Source organism: Sphingomonas phyllosphaerae (genome assembly GCF_029623345.1).
Taxonomy (GTDB): Bacteria; Pseudomonadota; Alphaproteobacteria; order Sphingomonadales; family Sphingomonadaceae; genus Sphingomonas; species Sphingomonas phyllosphaerae_C.
In genome coordinates, this window is sequence record NZ_JAPYKH010000013.1 from 74948 (window position 1) to 93952 (window position 19005).

At 71.5% G+C, this 19005-nt stretch carries 16 protein-coding genes and 1 pseudogene; 16 read left to right on the forward strand and 1 reads right to left on the reverse strand.

The annotated features are described in order from the left end of the window. Positions 1-41: 41 nt before the first annotated feature. A complete protein-coding gene (locus QBJ89_RS13375; protein WP_277980973.1) occupies positions 42-1337 on the reverse strand; it encodes a type VI secretion protein ImpB in 1296 nt (431 codons plus the stop codon). Positions 1338-1540: 203 nt separating this feature from the next. On the opposite strand from QBJ89_RS13375, the gene QBJ89_RS13380 reads away from it, so the two are divergent. The 16 genes and pseudogenes from QBJ89_RS13380 to murB form a co-directional block, all read left to right on the forward strand. Further along, positions 1541-2548, forward strand: a complete 1008-nt coding sequence (locus tag QBJ89_RS13380) for an alpha/beta hydrolase (protein WP_277980974.1) — start codon at positions 1541-1543, stop codon at positions 2546-2548. Between the two features lie 31 nt (positions 2549-2579). Beyond that, positions 2580-2906 (forward strand): DUF962 domain-containing protein, encoded by a 327-nt coding sequence (locus tag QBJ89_RS13385; protein ID WP_277980975.1) that lies wholly within the window; start codon positions 2580-2582, stop codon positions 2904-2906. Between the two features lie 46 nt (positions 2907-2952). Next, positions 2953-3942, forward strand: a complete 990-nt coding sequence (locus tag QBJ89_RS13390) for a cysteine synthase A (protein WP_277980976.1) — start codon at positions 2953-2955, stop codon at positions 3940-3942. Positions 3943-3982: 40 nt separating this feature from the next. Then, positions 3983-4303 carry a hypothetical protein gene (locus QBJ89_RS13395; protein WP_277980977.1) on the forward strand — a complete coding sequence of 107 codons (321 nt, stop codon included), beginning with the start codon at positions 3983-3985 and terminating at the stop codon, positions 4301-4303. 665 nt (positions 4304-4968) lie between these two features. Continuing rightward, positions 4969-5469: a division/cell wall cluster transcriptional repressor MraZ gene (locus QBJ89_RS13400; protein ID WP_277980978.1), complete on the forward strand. Its 501-nt coding sequence runs from the start codon at positions 4969-4971 to the stop codon at positions 5467-5469. Further along, a complete protein-coding gene (gene rsmH / locus QBJ89_RS13405; RefSeq protein WP_277980979.1) occupies positions 5466-6443 on the forward strand; it encodes a 16S rRNA (cytosine(1402)-N(4))-methyltransferase RsmH in 978 nt (325 codons plus the stop codon). The genes QBJ89_RS13400 and rsmH overlap by 4 nt, the downstream gene beginning before the upstream one ends. 2 nt (positions 6444-6445) lie before the next feature. Then, positions 6446-7099, forward strand: coding sequence for a hypothetical protein (locus QBJ89_RS13410; protein ID WP_277980980.1), 654 nt, complete (start codon positions 6446-6448; stop codon positions 7097-7099). Continuing rightward, complete coding sequence (locus tag QBJ89_RS13415) at positions 7096-8808, forward strand: peptidoglycan D,D-transpeptidase FtsI family protein (RefSeq protein WP_277980981.1); 1713 nt, start codon at positions 7096-7098, stop codon at positions 8806-8808. Before QBJ89_RS13410 ends, QBJ89_RS13415 begins: the two co-directional genes overlap by 4 nt. 10 nt (positions 8809-8818) lie before the next feature. Further along, the gene (locus tag QBJ89_RS13420; RefSeq protein WP_277980982.1) at positions 8819-10255 is read left to right on the forward strand and encodes a UDP-N-acetylmuramoyl-L-alanyl-D-glutamate--2,6-diaminopimelate ligase; all 1437 of its coding nucleotides are present in this window, start codon (positions 8819-8821) and stop codon (positions 10253-10255) included. A gap of 277 nt (positions 10256-10532) precedes the next feature. After that, the gene (locus QBJ89_RS13425) at positions 10533-11903 is read left to right on the forward strand and encodes a UDP-N-acetylmuramoyl-tripeptide--D-alanyl-D-alanine ligase (RefSeq protein ID WP_277980983.1); all 1371 of its coding nucleotides are present in this window, start codon (positions 10533-10535) and stop codon (positions 11901-11903) included. Then, positions 11904-12974 carry a phospho-N-acetylmuramoyl-pentapeptide-transferase gene (gene mraY / locus QBJ89_RS13430; RefSeq protein ID WP_277980984.1) on the forward strand — a complete coding sequence of 357 codons (1071 nt, stop codon included), beginning with the start codon at positions 11904-11906 and terminating at the stop codon, positions 12972-12974. Between the two features lie 55 nt (positions 12975-13029). Beyond that, positions 13030-14334 (forward strand): UDP-N-acetylmuramoyl-L-alanine--D-glutamate ligase, encoded by a 1305-nt coding sequence (gene murD, locus QBJ89_RS13435; RefSeq protein ID WP_277980985.1) that lies wholly within the window; start codon positions 13030-13032, stop codon positions 14332-14334. Next, entirely contained in the window at positions 14331-15545 is a 1215-nt protein-coding gene (locus QBJ89_RS13440) for an FtsW/RodA/SpoVE family cell cycle protein (RefSeq protein WP_277980986.1), read from the forward strand. Before murD ends, QBJ89_RS13440 begins: the two co-directional genes overlap by 4 nt. Then, a complete protein-coding gene (gene murG / locus QBJ89_RS13445) occupies positions 15542-16702 on the forward strand; it encodes an undecaprenyldiphospho-muramoylpentapeptide beta-N-acetylglucosaminyltransferase (RefSeq protein WP_277980987.1) in 1161 nt (386 codons plus the stop codon). Before QBJ89_RS13440 ends, murG begins: the two co-directional genes overlap by 4 nt. After that, on the forward strand, positions 16699-18117 hold the full coding sequence (gene murC / locus QBJ89_RS13450) for a UDP-N-acetylmuramate--L-alanine ligase (protein WP_277980988.1): 1419 nt from the start codon (positions 16699-16701) through the stop codon (positions 18115-18117). The genes murG and murC overlap by 4 nt, the downstream gene beginning before the upstream one ends. Beyond that, positions 18072-18998: pseudogene (gene murB / locus QBJ89_RS13455) on the forward strand (UDP-N-acetylmuramate dehydrogenase); the annotation flags it as partial. The gene murC and the pseudogene murB, both read left to right, overlap by 46 nt. Positions 18999-19005 lie beyond the last annotated feature (7 nt).

A 19005-nucleotide genomic window follows, 5' to 3' on the forward strand; every position in this document is an offset into this window, starting at 1 on the left:
CACACCGGTGTCATTGTGTCGTCGACCCATTTCGGTAGGGCCTATTCGTGGAATTCGGACAATTCGGGGATGCGCCCGAACGCGATCTTCGATCCCACCCGGTCGAGCCGCCCGCCGTTCAGCGGGCCGACCGACACGGCGTTGCGCCCGAACCGCTCGTTGATCCGATCCATCGCGCGGCTCAGCGCAAGCGTGCGCGTCTCGCGCGCGAGCGGGTCATCGGGGTCGAGCGCCGCGAACAAAGAGCCCTGCTCGCCTGCGACCGGCTCGATCTCGGCGAGCGTCACCCCGATCATGCGGCAGCCGCTGCGATGCGCCGCGCCCGCCGCGTGCAGCCGCGGGAAGAGCGCGTCGAGCCGCGCCAGCACGACGAAACTGTCCTGCGTCGCGGGCAGCTTGACGCTGGCGCGCCACTTGCTCTTGTCGTCCTCGAAGCGCGCGTGGAGCACCAGCAGCCGCGCGCGATAGCCCTTGCGGCGGAGCCGGCTGGCGGCCTTGAGCGCGAGCCGGCGCGCGGTCAGCCGCACCGCCTCATAGCCGCGGTGGCGCGGCGACAGCACGTGGCTGTGCCCGATCGTCCGGCTCTGCGTCGGCTTCTCGGGCAGGTCGACGCCGTGGAGCAGGTACCACAGCCGGTCGCCGTCGCTGCCGCCCCACGCGTGGCCGGCGTCGCGCGGGCGGCGCGCGAGCAGCTGGCGGATGTCGTTGACGCCGTCGCGGGCCAGCCGCCGCTCCATGTTGGGGCCGATACCTGAGATGTCCCGCAGCTTGAGCGGGTACAGCGCGTCAGGCAGCGCTTCCGCCTCGAACACCACCAGCCCGTCGGGTTTCTGTAGGTCGGAGGCGAGCTTGGCGAGCAGCCGGTTGGGCGCGATCCCGATCGAGCAGGTGAGATAATCGCCGACTGCGTCGGCGAGCCCGCGCTTGATCCGGCCGGCCAACGCCATCGCGGCGTCGCGGCCGTTCTCATTGTCGAGCAGCCGGCATGCCACCTCGTCGATCGAACAGACCCGCGTCACCGGCACGTGACGCTCCACCTCGGCGACGATGCGATGGTGGTAGGCGACGTACAATTCGTGCCGCGCCGGCGTGACGACCAGGTCGCGGCACTTGCGCTTGGCCTCCCACACCGGCGTGCCGGTCGAGATGCCGTACAGCTTGGCCTCGCGCGACGCCGCGATCGCCACCGTGGTGTCGCTGCCGACCGGCGCGACGATCACCGGCCGTCCGCGCAGCGCGGGCTGCACCTGCTGCTCGACGCTGGCGAAATAGCTGTTCAGGTCGAGGAACAGCCAGCGCAGCGGGCGCGGCGGCAGGGTGAGATCGACGCTGGGCACCGGCGGGCGACTCGCAAGTGGGAACAGATCAGGAACATGGCAGGTTCGCTGCGCTTTGGCGAGTCGTCCACCGTAGCGTCGCGCCCGCTTGGCGCGATCTGGCGATCGAGCGATGGCGCGCGCGGCCGGGCGCGCTAAACTGGCGCCGCTGCCCTGCGCGCCGGATCGGACCGGCGAGCGTCGGAGGCAGGGGAAGCTCGCCCGTGGGACGGTATCTCTCGCTGACCGCCGTGTTTCTCGGCGCCGCCGCCGCGATGGCGTCCATCGCTCAGGCGCGCGCCCCCGCCGATCCGCCGCGGCCGACGCCTTTGCCGAAGAACGAGCGCGTGGGCGCCTGGCAGCCGAGCGACGGTGGCGTGCAGATCCCGCTCTGGCCCGCCAACGTGCCGCTCGCCAAGCCCGACAGCGGCGATCGCCCGGAGGGTACCGGCAACGGCACGGGGCGGGTCGGCGGGCGGCGCTGGCACTGGGCCAGCTATGTCACGCGGCCGACGATGACACTGTATCGGCCGAAAGGCGGCAACAGCGGCGCGGCGCTGCTGGTGCTGCCCGGCGGTGGCTTCGAGGTCGTCGCGATGGACCTGGAGGGTACCGAGATCTGCGCCTGGGCGGTGCGCCACGGCATGACCTGCGCGGTGCTCAAATATCGAGTCCCGCAGGTCTGGCCGCGCGTCAACGGACAGCAGCGCCGTCCCGACCTGCTGCTCGGGCTTGAGGACGCGCAGCGCGCGCTCGGCATCCTGCGCCAGCGCGCCGCAGGCTATGGCATCGATCCGCACCGGGTCGGCGTGATCGGCTTCTCCGCCGGCGCCTATCTCGCCGCCAACATGAGCAACACCGAGGCGCGCACCTATGCGCCGACCGACGCCGCCGACCGCGTGTCGCCGCGGCCCGATTTTGCCGTGATCGCCTACACCGCGCGGATGCTCGACAACACCAGGGGCCGGAACAATCTCGAGCTCCGGCCATGGGTCACGATCAGCCCCCAGGCACCCCCGACGCTGATCCTCCATGCCATGGACGATCCGACCGACAATATCCGGCAGCCACTGGCCTATGCGCTCGCGCTCAACGACGCGGGCGTGCCGGTCGACCTGCGCGTCTACGCCAGGGGAGGACACGCCTTCGGCATGCGCGCGACCGCCGCGCCCGTGACGACGCAATGGCCCGGGCAGGTGCTGCAATGGCTGCACGATCGCGGCATGCTATGATCCGGCCGCCGCCCCGACCGGAGACCCGCCCGTGACACCGCGCACCTTCGCCGATTTCTGGCTCTATTACCTTCGCGAGCACGCGCGCCCCGCCACCCGCGCGCTTCATTATGCCGGCACCGCGCTCAGCTTCGCCGCCGTCGCGCCGGCGCTGGCGTTCGGCGGCTGGTTCTGGGCCGCCGTCCCGGTGGCGGGCTATGCCTTCGCCTGGAGCGCGCATCTCGCGGTGGAGCGCAACCGGCCGGCGACCTTCCGCCATCCGCTGTGGTCGCTGCTCGCCGATTATCGCATGTTCTTCCTGTGGCTCGTCGGGCGCCTCGCGCCGCACCTCGCCAAGGCCGGGGTGGCGCCGCGATAGATCTGCTCGCTTGCGCATTGCTCTCGGGCTCCGCATCTAGCGCGGCATGCATACCACAAGCGACACGCTGGCGCTGATCGGCAACACGCCGCTCGTGCGGCTCAAGGGGCCGAGCGAGGCGACCGGCTGCGACATCTTCGGCAAGTGCGAGTTCACCAACCCGGGCGCGAGCGTCAAGGACCGCGCCGCCTTGTTCATCGTCGAGGACGCCGAGGCGCGCGGGCAGCTCCAACCCGGCGGCACGATCGTCGAGGGCACCGCGGGCAACACCGGAATCGGGCTGGCGCTGGTCGCCAACGCCAAGGGCTATCGCACGATCATCGTGATGCCCGACACCCAGTCCAAGGAGAAGATGGACACGCTGCGCGCGCTCGGCGCCGAGCTGGTGACCGTCCCCGCCGCGGCCTATTCGAGCCAATATCATTTCGTCCACACCTCGCGCCGCATCGCCGAGGAGACGCCCGGCGCGATCTGGGCCAACCAATTCGACAATATCGCCAACCGCCGCGCGCATATCGCCGGCACCGCGGAGGAGATCTGGGCGCAGATGGAGGGCCGGATCGACGGCTTCACCTGCGCGGTCGGCACCGGCGGCACCTTCGCCGGGGTGGGCCTGGGGCTTAAGGCCAAGGACGAGCGCGTCTGCATCGCGCTGAGCGACCCGCATGGCGCCGCGCTCTACGATTATTATGCCTGCGGCGAGCTGCGCTCCGAAGGCTCGTCGGTCGCCGAGGGGATCGGGCAGGGACGCATCACCGCCAATCTCGAGGGCGCGCCGGTGGACGCGCAGTTCCGCATCGCCGACCAGGAGGGCTTCGACTGGACCGAGCGGCTGCTGGCGGAGGAGGGGCTGTGCCTCGGCCTGTCGTCGGGGATCAACGTCGCCGGCGCAGTGCGCCTGGGGCGGCAGCTCGGGCCGGGCAAGCGGATCGCGACGATCCTGTGCGACACCGGCTTCCGCTATCTCTCGACGCTCTATGACCCGGCATGGCTGGCGTCGAAGGGGCTGGTACGGCAGCGCCGTGACGGGGCGTGATCGACAGCGCCGCGACGATCGGTTAACGTCGCACGACGAGATGAAGGGTTTGCAGCGAAAGAAGGTGGCGGTCGAGCGCCAGCAGTCCGAACAGGCGCGGCAGCGCGTGCGGGTCGGCATGGTCGGGCTTGCGATAGTGGTGCTGCTGATCGGCGTGGCCAGCGCGATCTTCTCGACCGTCGATCGCGAGCGCCCGGTCGCGGTCGCCGGCGCGGCGCAGCCCGCCGTCGTGGTCAACATGAGCGTGCCGGGTCCGATCCCCACCGTCACGCCGACCAACGAGCCGCTCGCCGAATTGGGTGTGACCCCCAGCGCCGCCAACACCCCGCCGGCCGAGAAGCCCGCGCCGCACGTGCAGTGACGATCGGCGCGCCCGGACGGGGGCGTGTAGCAGGGGAGCGTGGTGGTGCGTCCCGGCGGCTACCGTCAGCGGGGTGGAAGCCCGCTGCCTCAAGGTCAGGTCGTCATGGCGGGCTTGACCCGGCCTCCATGGTGCAGCGATCGTCGCGTTGGCCGAACGACGGATCCCCGCTCAGACCTGTCCCGAGCGACGCCGCAGGCGGCGTCGAAGCCGCCGGGATGACGATGGTAGCGGAGGCGGCATCTTCGTCACGGCACGGACGGCCTCCGCTCGGTTGGCGGAACCATCCGTTGGCCGGCGCGCGCGAGCCGATGCGCTTCACAGCGGCTCCCGTTCCCACCTGCGAGCCTCTGCCCTCGCGCCGTCCCCGATGCTCCCGGGGAAAGGCGGGGAAACCGTGCCAACCAGCCTTCTCGACGCCGAGTCTCACCCTTGCCAGCGCTCGCTCACGCCCGCCACCGCCGGCGTAGCGCACGGATCAGCCTAGAAAATCCCGCCTTTCCCCGGCTGTCCCCGAATTTCCCTTCTCATCCCCAGGTAACCCTGATACGTGTCGATCACGACATTGGGGGCAGGACCACTGTTGTTTGCTGACAGCAACGTCGGCGGGCGGTCATGGCCGTTCGCCGGAACAGGAGGTCGTGCGCTCCGGGTGTGAGGTGGGCGTGGTCGACAGGGTGGACTATCAGGGAAAGGGGCTCGGTCTTGTCGACGACAAGGGCCGGGTCGCGATTCCCAACACCCTTCGCGCGATGCTCGCCAAGAACGCTCCGCGCGACGACGGCAAGGACGGCGGCACCGTCATCATCGCGCCGCACCCCGAGCACCGCTGCCTGATCGCCTACGATCCCGGCTTCGTGCCGTTCTGGAAGTCGAAGCTGGAGGCGCTCGACGCGGCGCAGTTCGAGCGCACCGGCAAGGTCGATTACAACATCCTCGATCGCGCCGGCGGTGCCGAGCCGCTGCCCTTCGACGGCTCGGGCCGCTTCATCATGCCCGCGTTCGAGCGCCGCTACGCGCGGATCGCGGGCGCGGCGGTGTTCCTGGGCGCGTTCAACTGGATCACGATCTGGGCCCCGAACATCCTGCTCGAAACTCCCGACATTGATCCGTTCCTCAAGGAATATGTCGAGTTCACCTGCGAGGAGAAGGGGATCGCGCTATGATAAGCGAGACCGCCCCGACGACCGGCCTGCCCCCCGGTCCCGCTGCGCCGCACGTGCCCGTGCTGCTCGCGCCCGTGCTCGCCGCGCTCGCCCCCGCCCCCGGCGAGCGCCACGTCGACGCGACCTTCGGCGCGGGCGGCTACACGCGCGCCCTGCTCGCCGCGGGCGCCGAGGTGATCGCGTTCGACCGCGACCCCGATGCGGTCGCCACCGGCCGCGCGCTCGCGGCCGACGCGCCGCGGCTGACGATGGTCGCCGCCACCTTCTCGGCGCTCGCCGAGGAGCTGGAGACGCGCGGCCTCGCCCCGGTCGACGGCGTGACGATGGACATCGGCGTCTCCTCGATGCAGCTCGACCGGCCCGAGCGCGGCTTCTCCTTCCAGGGCGATGGACCGCTCGACATGCGGATGAGCCAGGAAGGACCGTCCGCCGCCGATTTCCTCAACACCGCCGACGAGGATGCGATCGCCGACGTGCTCTATCGCTACGGCGAGGAACCCAAGTCGCGCCGGATCGCGCGCGCGGTGGTCGCGGCGCGCCCGCTGACCACGACCGCGCAATTCGCCTCCGTTGTACGCCGCGCGCTCGGCCATCGCCCACACGACAAGAAGGATCCCGCGACGCGCGCCTTCCAGGCGGTGCGGATCCACGTCAACGGCGAGCTCGACGAGCTGGAGCGCGGTCTCGCCGCGGCCGAGCGCGTGCTGCGCCCTGGCGGTCGGCTCGCGGTGGTCAGCTTCCACTCGCTCGAGGATCGCATCGTCAAGCGCTTCCTGCGCGATCGCGCGGGCGCGGCGCCGGGCGGCTCGCGCCATCTGCCGGCGGCGGCGCCGGCGCGCGCGGCGACCTTCGAGATGATTGGGCGCGCACAGCGCGCCGACGAGACCGAGCTGGCGGCGAACCCGCGCGCCCGCTCGGCGACACTACGCGCGGCACGGCGGACGGCGGCGGCGGCTTGGGTAAGGGAGGCGTGAGGATGGCGGCGGTGTATCGGTTGAAGGGGCTGGGCTGGCTCACCAGCTGCGCGATGGTCGCGATCGGCTTCTATCTCGTCTCCTCGCAGGTGGCGGCCGAGCGCAAGCGCGTGGAGCAGCTCGACCGCAAGATCGTCGGTGCCGAGCGCGACATCCGCGCGCTGGAGACCGAGTTCGACGTGCGCGCCAACCTCGCCCAGCTCGAGCGCTGGAACGGCGACACGCTGGCGCTGACGGTACCGACCGCGGCGCAGTTCGTCCGCGACGAGGCAGCGCTCGCCTCGCTGTCGCCCAACCAGCCGGTGCCCGCGCCGCTGCCGGGCGCCGCCGCGCCGGTCCAGACCGCGCAGCTCATCGTCCCCGCCGCCGCGAACGCCGTCACCGCCTCTGCCGCTCCCGCTCCCGCCGTTCCCACCATCGTCCGGACCGCGGCCGCCGCGCCGGTCGCGACGGTGAAGGTCGCGGCGGCCAAGCCGGTTGCCGCTCCCCGCCTGACGCCGGCGGTGGTGGCGGCGGCCGCACCCGCACCCGCCCCCACCGGCGCCGGCGCCGCGCGCGCGGCCAAGGTGGCGATGCTCGATCGCGCCCTGCTGAGCGAGACCACCGTGGGCGACCTGCTCAGCCGCGCCCGCACCGAGCGCGGTCGCCTGCGGTGACGGCACTCGTCGCCCGTCCGGTCCGCGGCGCGCGCGCGGGCGACCAGCGCCAGCAGCTGCTCGCCACCCAGCACCTGCGACTGATGGTGCTGATGCTGCTGTTCGTGGCCGGCGTGCTGGTGGTGATCGGTCGGCTGACGCTGCTCGGCGTCGTCGCCGGCAGCGAGCGCGGCGCCAGCGTCGCGGCCGCGGCGCCGCGCGGCGACATCGTCGACCGAAACGGCGCCCCGCTGGCGCGCACGATCGACGCCTGGACGATCGGCGTCCATCCCAAGAAGCTGATCGGCGATCCGTCAGAGGTCGCGCGCAAGCTCGCCGAGCTGATGCCCGAGAAGGGCGACCAGTCGTGGTTCTACGCGCAGATCACCAAGCCGGTGAGCTTCACTTACCTCCAGCGCCGCGCCAGCCCCGCGCTGGTCGAGGCGGTGAACGCGATCGGCGAGCCCGGCATCGTGTTCGAGCGCGAGACGCAGCGGCTCTACCCGCAGAGCACGCTCGCCGCGCATGCGCTCGGCTTCATCAGCGGCGGCCACGGCATGAGCGGGATCGAGCGTGCGCTCGACGAGCGCCTCACCAACCCGGCCACGATCGGCCAGCCGGTCGCGCTGTCGCTCGACACCCGCGTCCAGGCCGCGCTGGAGAGCGAGCTGGGCCGCGCGATGACCACCTTCTCGGCGCGCGGCGGCGGCGGCATCGTGCTCGACGTCCACACCGGCGAGGTGCTGGCGATGGTCTCGCTGCCGACCTTCAATCCCAATCGCGTCGGCATGTCGGGCACCGACCAGCTGCGTAACCTGACGACGCAGAGCGTGTTCGAGCTCGGCTCGACCTTCAAGCCGATCACCATGGCGACCGCGATCGACACCGGCGTGGTCACCTCGATGGAGGCGCGCTTCGACGCCACTCATCCGCTCCAGGTCGGCCGTTACACGATCCACGACGAGCGCGGCGACCCGAAGCGCTGGCTCAACATGGCGGAGACGTTGATCTACTCGTCGAACGTCGCCACCGCGCGCGTTGCCGACGAGATCGGCCAGCAGCGGATGGAGACGATGTTCCGCAAGCTGGGATTCGACACCCGGCCGGACATCGAGATCCGCGAAAAGGGCCGGCCGCTGTGGCCGCGCTATTGGGCGCGCACGACGACGATGACGACCGCCTTCGGCCACGGCATCGCGGTGACCCCGCTCCACCTCGCCAACGCTTACGCGGCGCTGGTGAATGGCGGCACCTGGCGCCCCGCGACGCTGCTCAAGCTGCAGCCCGGCCACGCACCGGTCGGCCGCCGCGTGATCAGCGAGGCGACCAGCGCGCGCATGCGCCAGATGCTTCGGTTGGTGGTGATGCGCGGCACCGGGCGCAAGGGCGACGCGCCGGGTTATCGCGTCGGCGGCAAGACCGGTACCGCCGAGGCGGCGGTGGCGGGCGGCTATGATCGGTCGCGCAACGTTGCCACCTTCGTCGCGGCCTTTCCGATGGACGAGCCCCGCTGCGTCGTGCTGGCGATGCTCGACTCGCCGCAGGGGACCAAGGAGACGGGCGGGTGGAAGACCGCGGCGTGGAACGCCGCTCCCGTGGTGGGGCGCACGATCGCGCGCGTCGGCTCGCTGCTCGGCGTGGTGCCCGACGACCATCGCGACGTGGACGTCTCGGACATCCTGCCGACATTGTGGCAGGGCGACGACGCGCCCAAGAGCGGCGGGCAGTGAGGCGCGCGCGATGAGACTTTCCACACTTCTCGGCGCCGACGCCCGCGGCGTCGACCCTGCCGCCGACGCGGCCGTCACCGGCTTCGCGATCGACCATCGCAAGGTCGCGCCGGGCAATGTCTTCGGCGCGTTCGAGGGGCTGCGTGTGAACGGCGAGGACTATATCGACGCCGCGGTCGACGCCGGCGCGGTGGCGGTGGTGGCGCGGCCCGGCGCGCGCGTCGCGGGGGCGGTGCACCTCGCCGACGACAACCCGCGTGAGGCCTTCGCTCAGCTCGCCGCGCGTTTCTACGCGCCCTTCCCGCCGACCGCGGTGGCGGTGACGGGCACCAACGGCAAGACCTCGACGGTCGAGATGACGCGCCAGCTGTGGCGCCTGGCGGGGCAGCACGCCGCCTCGATCGGCACGCTCGGCGTCACCACCGCCGACGAGCGCGTCGTCACCGGGCTGACCACGCCCGATGTCGTCACCTTCCTGTCGAACGTCGCCGGGCTGGCGCGCGAGGGGGTCACGCACCTTGCCTTCGAGGCGTCGAGTCACGGCTTGAGCCAGTATCGCACCGAGGGGCTTCCGGTGCGGGCCGCCGCCTTCACCAATCTTGGCCGCGACCATCTCGACTATCACGGTGACATGGCGGCCTATTTCACCGCCAAGCTGCGGCTGTTCGCGCAGGTGCTGAGCGACGACGGCAGCGCCGTGGTCTGGGCCGACGATCCGCAATCGGAGCGCGTCATCGACATCGCGCGCGAGCGCGGCAACCGCGTCGTCACGGTCGGCGAGCACGGCGACGACCTGCGGCTGATCGAGCGCGTGCCGACGCTGCTCGGGCAAGGGCTGGTGATCCGTGCCGGTGGCGTCGACCATCGGGTCCAGCTGCCGCTGATCGGCGGCTATCAGGCGGCCAACGCGCTGATCGCCGCGGGGCTGGTGATCGCCACCGGCGGCGACGTGGCGGCGACCATCGCGGGGCTGGCGCGGCTCCAGCCGGTGCGCGGGCGGCTCGAGCGTGCCGCGATCACCGCGAGTGGCGCGCCGGTCTATGTCGATTACGCGCACACGCCCGACGCGATCGAGGCGGCCTGCGCGGCGCTGCGCCCGCATGTCGCGGGGCGGCTGGTCCTGGTGGTGGGCGCCGGCGGCGACCGCGACCGCGGCAAGCGCGAGCCGATGGGGCAGGTGGCGGCGGCGGCGGCGGACGTGGTGATCGTCACTGACGACAACCCGCGCTCGGAGGATCCCGCGGCGATCCGCGCCGAGCTGCTGGCCGGCGCGCCCGGCGCGCGCGAGATCGGCGACCGTCGCGCCGCAATTGCCGCGGCGCTGCGCGAGGCGGCGGCGGGCGACATCGTGCTGATCGCGGGCAAGGGGCATGAGCAGGGCCAGATCGTCGGCGATCTGGTGCTGCCATTCGACGATGTCGCGGTCGCGCGCGAGATGGCGGCGTGAGCGGGGTGGACAAGATCCTCCCCGGAACGGAGCGGAAGGTCGGCCATGCCCCGCATGGCCGAGGATCGTCCGGGGGACGATCCGACCTTCCGCTGGGGACCATGCCGCAGGCATGGTGGACGGGGCGTGCCGCGCGCGCTGCCGCGCGTGTCGGTAGCTTGTCTGCCGTGCTCTCTGACGTTCACCCGCGTCATCCGCTACAAGCGCTCCGCATGCCGCACCTCCGCTCCACCACGCCGTCGGCGCGGTCCCGCTCCCCACATCGGGCAGGACTTCTGTGAGCCTCTGGACGTCGTCCGACATCGCGGCCGCCACCGGCGGCACCGCCACCGCCGACTTCGCCGCCGACGGGGTCGCCTTCGACTCGCGCGAGGTGGGCGAGGGTGACCTCTTCGTCGCGCTCGCCGGCGAGCAGAGCGACGGGCACCGCTTCCTCGACCAGGCGTTCGCGCAGGGCGCCGCCGGCGCGATCGTCTCGAGCGCGACCGCGCACCCGGCCGTGCGCGTCAGCGACACCGTCGCCGCGCTGGAGGCACTTGCCCGCGCCGCCCGCGCGCGTGTGAAGGGCAGGGTGATCGGTGTTACCGGCTCGGTCGGCAAGACCTCGACGAAAGAGGCGCTGTTCGCCGCGCTCGACCGCTCGCCCAGCCGGCGCGCGCACCGCTCGGTCAAGAGCTACAACAACCACACCGGCGTCCCGCTTAGCCTCGCGCGCATGCCCGCCGACAGCGACTATGCGGTGCTGGAAATGGGGATGAACCACCCCGGCGAGCTCGCGCGTCTCACCATGCTCGTCCGCCCGCACGTCGCGATCGTCACCGCGATCGCGCCCGCGCACACCGAATTTTTCCCGGACGAGAGCGCGATCGCCGATGCCAAGGGCGAGATCTTCCGCGGGCTGGAGCCCGGCGGGATCGCGATCATTCCTTATGACAGCCCGCACCGCGACCGGCTGATCGCGGCGGCGCGTCCTTATGCCGGCAAGATCGTCACCTTCGGGCTCGACAAGCGCGCCGACGTCCACGCCGCCGAGGTGATGCCCTCGCCGCGCGGCGGCACGTTCGTCAGCGCGCGGGTCGGCGCGCGCGAGCTGAGCATGACGATCGCGCAGCCCGGGCAGCATTGGGTGTCGAACGCGATGGCGGTGCTCGCCGCGGTCGAGGCGGTCGGCGCCGATCTCGCGCTCGCCGGCCTCGCTTTGGGCGAGCTCGGCGGATTGGCGGGGCGTGGGGCGCGGCGCGACGTCGCGGTCGGCGAGGGCAGCGCGCTGCTGATCGACGAGAGCTACAACGCCAACCCCGCCTCGATGCGCGCCACGCTCGCGGTGCTGGCGCAGGAGCCGGGGCGCCACGTCGCCGTGCTGGGCGAGATGCGCGAGCTTGGCGAGGGCTCGGCGGCTTATCACGCGGCGCTCGCCCCGGCGGTGATCGACGCGCGCGTCGAAGCGGCCGTGCTGGTCGGCGAGGCGATGGCGCCGCTCGCGCAGGCGCTTGAGGGGCAGGTCGATTTCGTCCATGTGCGCGATGCCGCCGCGGCGCTGGACCAGGTCCGCGCCCTGCTCCGTCCGGGAGACGCGGTGCTCGTCAAGGGATCGAACGGGGTCGGGCTGTCGCGGCTGGTCGCCGCGCTCGCCGACAAGGTGGGTTGAGTGCTGTACTGGATCGCACAGCTTCTGGGGTTCGAAGGCGGCTTCAACCTCATTCGCTATCAGTCGTTCCGCGCCGGCGCGGCGGTCGCGACCGCGCTGCTGATCGGGCTGATCATCGGGCCGCGCTTCATCGGCTGGCTGCGCGTGCGCCAGGGCAAGGGTCAGCCGATCCGCGCCGACGGTCCGCAGAGCCACCTCGCCAAGCGCGGCACGCCGACGATGGGCGGGCTGATGATCCTCACCAGCCTCGTCCTGTCGGTGATGGTGTGGATGGACCTGCGCAACCCGTTCGTCTGGGCGTGCCTGTTCGTCACGCTGGGGTTCGGCGCGATCGGGTTCCTCGACGACTATGACAAGGTCCGCAAAGCCAGCACCGCCGGCGTGTCCGGTCGAACGCGGCTGCTGATCGAGTTCGCCATCGCCGGGATCGCGGCCTGGATCATCATGCAGGAGAACGGCACCGGGCTCTATTTCCCGTTCACCAGTCGCTATTACATCGACTTGGGCTATTTTTACCCGCTTTTCGCGGCGTTCACGATCGTCGCCTTCGGCAATGCGGTGAACCTCACCGACGGGCTCGACGGGCTGGCAACCATGCCCGTGATCATCGCCTCGGTCGCCTTCATGCTGATCGTGTATCTCGCCGGCAACGTGAAGTTCGCCGATTACCTCGGCATCCCGCACGTGCCGCGGGCGGGTGAGTTGGCGATCTTCTGCGGCGCGGTGATCGGCGGCGGGCTTGCCTTCCTGTGGTACAATGCGCCACCGGCGGCGGTGTTCATGGGCGACACCGGCAGCCTCGCGCTCGGCGGCGCGCTGGGGACGATCGCGGTGGTGGCGCACCATGAGATCGTGCTCGGCATCATCGGCGGGCTGTTCGTGGTGGAGGCGCTCAGCGTCATCATCCAGGTGTTCTGGTACAAGCGTACCGGCAAGCGCATTTTCCGCATGGCGCCGATCCACCACCATTTCGAACAGCTCGGCTGGAGCGAGCCGACGGTGGTGATCCGCTTCTGGATCATCGCGCTGGTGCTGGCGCTCGCCGGCCTGTCGACGTTGAAGCTGCGGTGAGGGCGATGTCGTCATCGCCCTCACCGCACCCCGGCGCAGGCCGGGGTCCAGAATAATGATCGTCTCGCGCGCCTGGACCGGGAAACATTATGCGGTGCTCGGGCTGGCACGCTCGGGCGCCGCGGCTGTGCGCGCGCTGCTCGCCGCCGGCGCGCGGGTGACGGCGTGGGATTCGGACGAGGCGAAGCGCGACTCACTCTTTCCGCTTCCCCATACCGGGGAAGATCTCAGGATCGCCGACCTCGCCACCCTCGATCTCGCCACCTTCGATGCGCTGGTGGTCTCTCCCGGCGTACCGCTCAACACGCACCCGCTCGCCGCCGCGGCGCGCGACGCGGGCGTTCCGATCGTCGGCGACATCGAGCTGTTCGCGCAGGCCCGCGCCGAGTTGCCGCCGCATCAAGTCGTCGGCATCACCGGCACCAACGGCAAGTCGACCACCACTGCGCTCGTCCACCACCTGCTCGACACCGCCGGCGTGCCCGCGCGGATGGGCGGCAACATCGGCCTGCCGATCCTCGCGCAGGCGCCGCTGCCCGCGGGCGGGGTCTATGTGCTCGAGCTGTCGAGCTACCAGATCGACCTGACGCAGACGCTCGACTGCGACGTCGCGGTGCTGCTCAACGTCACGCCCGACCATCTCGACCGCTACGCCGGCTTCGAGGACTATGCCGCGAGCAAGGCGCGGCTGTTCGCGATGCAGTCGCCGCACCATCGCGCGGTGATCGGCACCGGCGACGCCGCCTCGGCTGCGACCGCGCAGGGCTTCGCGCATCGCGGTGAGACGATCACGACGATCGCGCCGGGCACGCCGCTCGATCAGTCGCGTTGGCCCGCGCTGCAGGGGCCGCACAACGCGCAGAACGCGCTCGCCGCGATCGCGGTGGCGGAGGCGCTGGGCCTCGATCGTGCCGCGATCGAGGCGGGGCTGGAGACCTTCAACGGCCTGCCGCACCGGATGGAGCGGGTGGCGACGCTGGGCGGGGTCACCTGGATCGACGACAGCAAGGCGACCAACCCGGAGAGCACCGCCCCCGCGCTCGCCGCTTTCCCGCGCGTCCATTGGATCCTCGGCGGGCGCGCCAAGGGCGATGACCTCGACGCCTGCGCGCCGCACTTCGGCAACGTGGTACGCGCCTATACGATCGGCGAGGCCGGCCCGCGCTTCGCCGCGCTGCTGCGCGACCGCGTGCCCGTCGCCGAGGCGGAGACGCTGGAGCGCGCAGTGCGGATCGCCGCGGCCGAGGCGCGACGCGGCGAGGTGGTGCTGCTGTCGCCGGCCGCCGCCTCGTTCGATCAGTTCCGCGATTACGAGCATCGCGGTACCGTGTTCCGCGCGGCAGTGGAGGCGCTGGCATGACCGACGTGAGCAGGGCACAGCGCGCGGGGCTGAAGGGGCGGGGCGGTCGCGGCGACCCGTCGCCGCTCGGCACCTGGTTCTGGGACATCGACCGCGTGCTGCTGCTGCTCGCGCTGTTCCTCATTGCGATCGGGCTGATCGCGGTCGCGGCGGGGTCGCCGGCGAGCGCGTCGCGCTATTCGGGCGAGCATCTCAAGTTCGCACCGCTGCATTATTTCTGGCGCCAGTTGCTGTGGGCGGGCGTGTCGCTGCCGGTGCTGTTCGGCGTGTCGATGCTGCCGGTCACGGTGGCGCGGCGCATGTCGCTGATCGGTGCGGCGGTGTGTGTGGCGCTGCTGATGATCGTGCCCTTCGCGGGGGTGATGGTGAACGGCGCACGGCGCTGGATCGGCTTCGGCTTCGCGCAATTCCAGCCGTCGGAGTTCCTCAAGCCCTTCTTCGTTGTCGCGGTGGCGTGGCTGCTGTCGCTCAAGTCGCGCGACGAGGAGCTGCCGGTGACGATGATCACCGCCGGGCTCACCGGGCTGATCGCGCTGCTGCTGATGCTCCAGCCCGATTTCGGCCAGACCGTGATCTTCTGCTGCATCTGGCTCGCGCTCGTCACGATCGCGGGCACGCCGACGCGCGTGATCATGGGCTTCGTCGCGATGGTGCCCGCGGCGCTGGTGGCGGCCTATCTCTTCTACAGCACCGCGCGTGCGCGCATCGACGCCTTCCTCTTCCCCGGCGTGGAAGGCGAGGGCGCGGCAGACCATTTCCAGACCGACGCGGCGCACCGCACGCTGACCTCGGGCGGGTGGTTCGGCACCGGGCCGGGCGGCGGCACGGTAAAATACGGCCTGCCCGAGGCGCACACCGACTATATCTTCTCGGTGATCGGCGAGGAGTTCGGGCTGCTCGCCTGCATGGTGGTGGCGCTGGTGTTCCTCGCACTCGTCATCCGCGTGTTCGTCAAATTGCTCGACGAGCAGGACCCGTTCAAGCTGCTCGCCGCCTCGGGACTGGCGGTGCAGTTCGGCGCGCAGGCGTTGATCTCGATGGCGGTCAACACCGGGCTGGCGCCGTCCAAGGGGATGACGCTGCCGTTCATCAGCTACGGCGGGTCGTCGATGGTGGCGCTGTCGCTCGGCATGGGGCTGCTGCTGGCGTTCACGCGGCGCAACCCGTTCCTGCTGCGCAGCCCCTATATCACACGATGGAACGCCGAATGACGCCCGTGCAGGACTTCCGCCCGCGCCAGTTCGTGCTCGCCGCGGGCGGGACCGGCGGCCACATGGTGCCCGCCGCCGCGCTCGCGACCGAGCTGACCAAGCGCGGCCACCGCGTCGCGCTGGTGAGCGACGCGCGCGGGGTGCGCTTCCCCGGGCTGTTCGAGGACGTGCAGACCCACGTCATCCCCGCCGGGCGCTTCGCCGGCGGGCCGCTCGGCTGGGCCAAGGCGGCGCGGCTGATGATGCAGGGGCGCGCCATGGCGGCCGAGCTGTACCGGACCTTCAAGCCCGCCGCGGTAATCGGCTTCGGCGGCTATCCCGCCTATCCCGCACTGTCGGCGGCGTTCGCGGCAGGGATCCGCACCGCGGTGCACGAGCAGAATGCGGTGCTCGGCCGCGTCAACCGTCTCGTCGCGGGCAAGGTCGACGCGATCGCGACCAGCTATGCCGAGACCGCGCGGCTGCGCGCGCGCCACCAGGCCAAGGCGCATCACGTCGGCAACCCGGTGCGCGAGAGCGTGCTCGCGCTTCGCGCCAAGCCCTATCCCTTGCTCGACGAGGACAGCATCTTTCGCGTGCTCGTCACGGGGGGCAGCCAGGGCGCCTCGGTGCTGAGCCAGGTGGTGCCCGAGGGACTGGCGATGCTGCCGGTCGCGTTCCGCCGCCGGCTGCAGGTGACGCACCAGGCGCGGATCGAGGACATCGACGCCGCGCGCGAGACCTATGCGCGGCTCGAGATCGCGGCCGACCTCGCCACCTATCTGCCCGATCTGCCCGAGCAGCTCGGCTGGGCGCATGTCGTGATCGCGCGCGCCGGCGCCTCGACCATCGCCGAGCTGACCGCGGCGGGCCGCCCCGCCATCCTCGTGCCGCTGCCCAGCGCCACCGACGACCATCAGACCGCCAACGCGCGCGAGATCACCCGCGCCGGCGGCGCGCGCACGATCGCGCAGTCGGCCTTCACCCCCAGCGAACTTGCCAAGCAGATGCAGAAACTCGGGCTCGACCCGGAAGCGCTCCAGAACGCCGCCGCGCGCGCCCGCGCCTGCGGCACCCCCGAGGCGGCGAGCGACCTTGCCGACCTGGTCGAGAGCCTTGACTCGCCCGCGTCGCGGCTGCCGGTCGGTCGTGTCCAGCAGCGGAAGGCGTTCGCGTGAGGGGAGTCGCTACCGACATCGGGACGATCCATTTCGTCGGCATCGGCGGGATCGGCATGTCCGGCATCGCCGAGGTGATGCACAATCTCGGCTACACCGTGCAGGGCTCGGACGTCGCCGAGGGCTATGTCGTCGAGGGATTGCGGAAGCGCGGCATTACCGTGACGATCGGGCACGACGCCGGCAATGTCGCCGGGGCGGCGGTGGTGGTCACCTCCACCGCGGTGAAGCGCGGCAACCCCGAGGTGGAGGCGGCGCTGCAGAACCGCGTGCCCGTGGTGCGCCGCGCCGAGATGCTCGCCGAGCTGATGCGGTTGAAGTCGACCGTCGCGGTCGCGGGCACGCACGGCAAGACCACCACCACCTCGATGGTCGCCGCCCTGCTCGACGCGGGCGGGGTCGACCCCACCGTGATCAACGGCGGCATCATCAACAGCTACGGCTCGAACGCCCGGCTCGGTGCGAGCGACTGGATGGTGGTCGAGGCGGACGAGAGCGACGGCAGCTTCCTGCGGCTGGACGGCACGATCGCGGTGGTGACCAACATCGATCCCGAGCATCTCGACCATTACGGCAGCTTCGATCGCGCCAAGGACGCCTATGTCGAGTTCGTCGAGAACGTGCCCTTCTACGGCGCGGCGCTGCTGTGCCTCGACCATCCCGAGGTGCAGGCGCTGATCCCGCGGGTGCGTGATCGCCGCATCGTCACCTACGGCTTCGCCGCCTCGGCGGACGTGCGTGGCGTCAACGTCACGCCCTATCCCGGCGGCAACCGCTTCGAGGCGCAGGTGCGCGCGCGCGACGGCGACGTGCGCTCGATCGAGGGCATCGATCTGCCGATGCCGGGGCGCCACAACGTCCAGAACGCGCTCGCCGCGATCGGCGTTGCGCTCGAGCTCGGCATCGACGACGCGACGATCCAGAAGGGCTTCGAGCGTTTCTCCGGCGTCAAGCGGCGCTTCACCAAGGTGGGCGAGGTCGCGCTCGAGGGCGGCGTGGCGACGATCGTCGACGATTACGGCCACCACCCGGTCGAGATCCGCGCGGTGCTCGCCGCCGCACGCGAGTCCGCGCAGGGGCGGGTGATCGCGGCGGTGCAGCCGCATCGCTACTCGCGGCTGGGCAATCTGATGGAGGAGTTCCGCGGCGCCTTCAACGACGCCGATCTCGTCTATGTCACCCCGGTCTATGCCGCGGGCGAGGCGCCGGTGCCCGGCGTCGACTCGGCCGCGCTGGTGGCGGGGCTGCGCGACCGCGGCCACCGCCAGGCCGAGCTGGTCGAGGACGCCGCCGCGCTCGCCGCTGCGCTGGCGGGCGAGCTGCGCGCGGGCGACCAGGTGATCTGCCTCGGCGCCGGCGATATCACCAAATGGGCCGCGGGGCTCGCCGCCGCGATCGCGGCACAGCGGCGGTGAGCGTCGCGACGCTCCCACCGGTGCGCGGGCGGCTCACCGCGACCGCCGCGCTGGCGCCGCTCGTCTGGTTCAAGAGCGGCGGCGCGGCCGAGTGGCTGTTCGAGCCCGCCGACGCCGACGATCTCGCCGCCTTCCTCGCCGCGCTCGACCCCGTGGTGCCGGTGCTGCCGCTCGGGCTCGGCTCCAACCTGATCGTGCGCGACGGTGGCGTGCCCGGCGTGACGATCCGGCTCGGCAAGGCCTTCGCCAGGGTGGAGCCGATCGGCGACTCGCGGCTGCGCTGCGGCGGGGGCGCGAGCGGGATCCTCGTGTCCTCTACCGCGCGCGACGCGGGCGTGGCGGGGGTGGAGTTCCTGCGCTCGATCCCGGGCACGGTCGGCGGCTTCGTGCGGATGAACGGCGGCGCGTACGGACGCGAGACCGCGGACGTGCTGGTCGAGGCCGAGGTGATATCGCGCGACGGGGCGCGCCGGACCCTGTCGCGCGACGAGCTCGGCTACAGCTACCGCCATTCGGCGCTACCGGACGGCGCGGTGGTGGTGGGCGCGACCTTCCGCGGCGTGCCCGGCGAGCCCGCCGCCATCCAGGCCGAGATGGACCGCATCGCCGCCGCGCGCGAGGCGAGTCAGCCGCTGCGCTCGCGCACCGGCGGCTCCACCTTCAAGAACCCGCCGGGCGCCAGGGCGTGGGAGCTGGTCGACGCCGCCGGCTGCCGCGGCCTGCGTCGCGGCGACGCGCAAGTGAGCGAGAAGCATACCAACTTCCTGCTCAACCTGGGCGCCGCCAGCAGCGCCGAGATCGAGGCGCTGGGCGAGGACGTGCGCGCGCGGGTGAAGGCTGCGAGCGGCGTCGAACTGGAATGGGAGATACAGCGCGTGGGTAGTTGGA

What these genes read in the sequence shown, in the direction of transcription:
- QBJ89_RS13390 (WP_277980976.1), top strand. Translation starts at nt 2,953, where the DNA reads ATGCATACCACAAGCGACACGCTGGCGCTGATCGGCAACACGCCGCTC.
- QBJ89_RS13395 (WP_277980977.1), top strand. Translation starts at nt 3,983, where the DNA reads ATGAAGGGTTTGCAGCGAAAGAAGGTGGCGGTCGAGCGCCAGCAGTCC.
- rsmH (WP_277980979.1), top strand. Translation starts at nt 5,466, where the DNA reads ATGATAAGCGAGACCGCCCCGACGACCGGCCTGCCCCCCGGTCCCGCT.
- QBJ89_RS13410 (WP_277980980.1), top strand. Translation starts at nt 6,446, where the DNA reads ATGGCGGCGGTGTATCGGTTGAAGGGGCTGGGCTGGCTCACCAGCTGC.
- QBJ89_RS13420 (WP_277980982.1), top strand. Translation starts at nt 8,819, where the DNA reads ATGAGACTTTCCACACTTCTCGGCGCCGACGCCCGCGGCGTCGACCCT.
- murD (WP_277980985.1), top strand. Translation starts at nt 13,030, where the DNA reads ATGATCGTCTCGCGCGCCTGGACCGGGAAACATTATGCGGTGCTCGGG.
- QBJ89_RS13440 (WP_277980986.1), top strand. Translation starts at nt 14,331, where the DNA reads ATGACCGACGTGAGCAGGGCACAGCGCGCGGGGCTGAAGGGGCGGGGC.
- murG (WP_277980987.1), top strand. Translation starts at nt 15,542, where the DNA reads ATGACGCCCGTGCAGGACTTCCGCCCGCGCCAGTTCGTGCTCGCCGCG.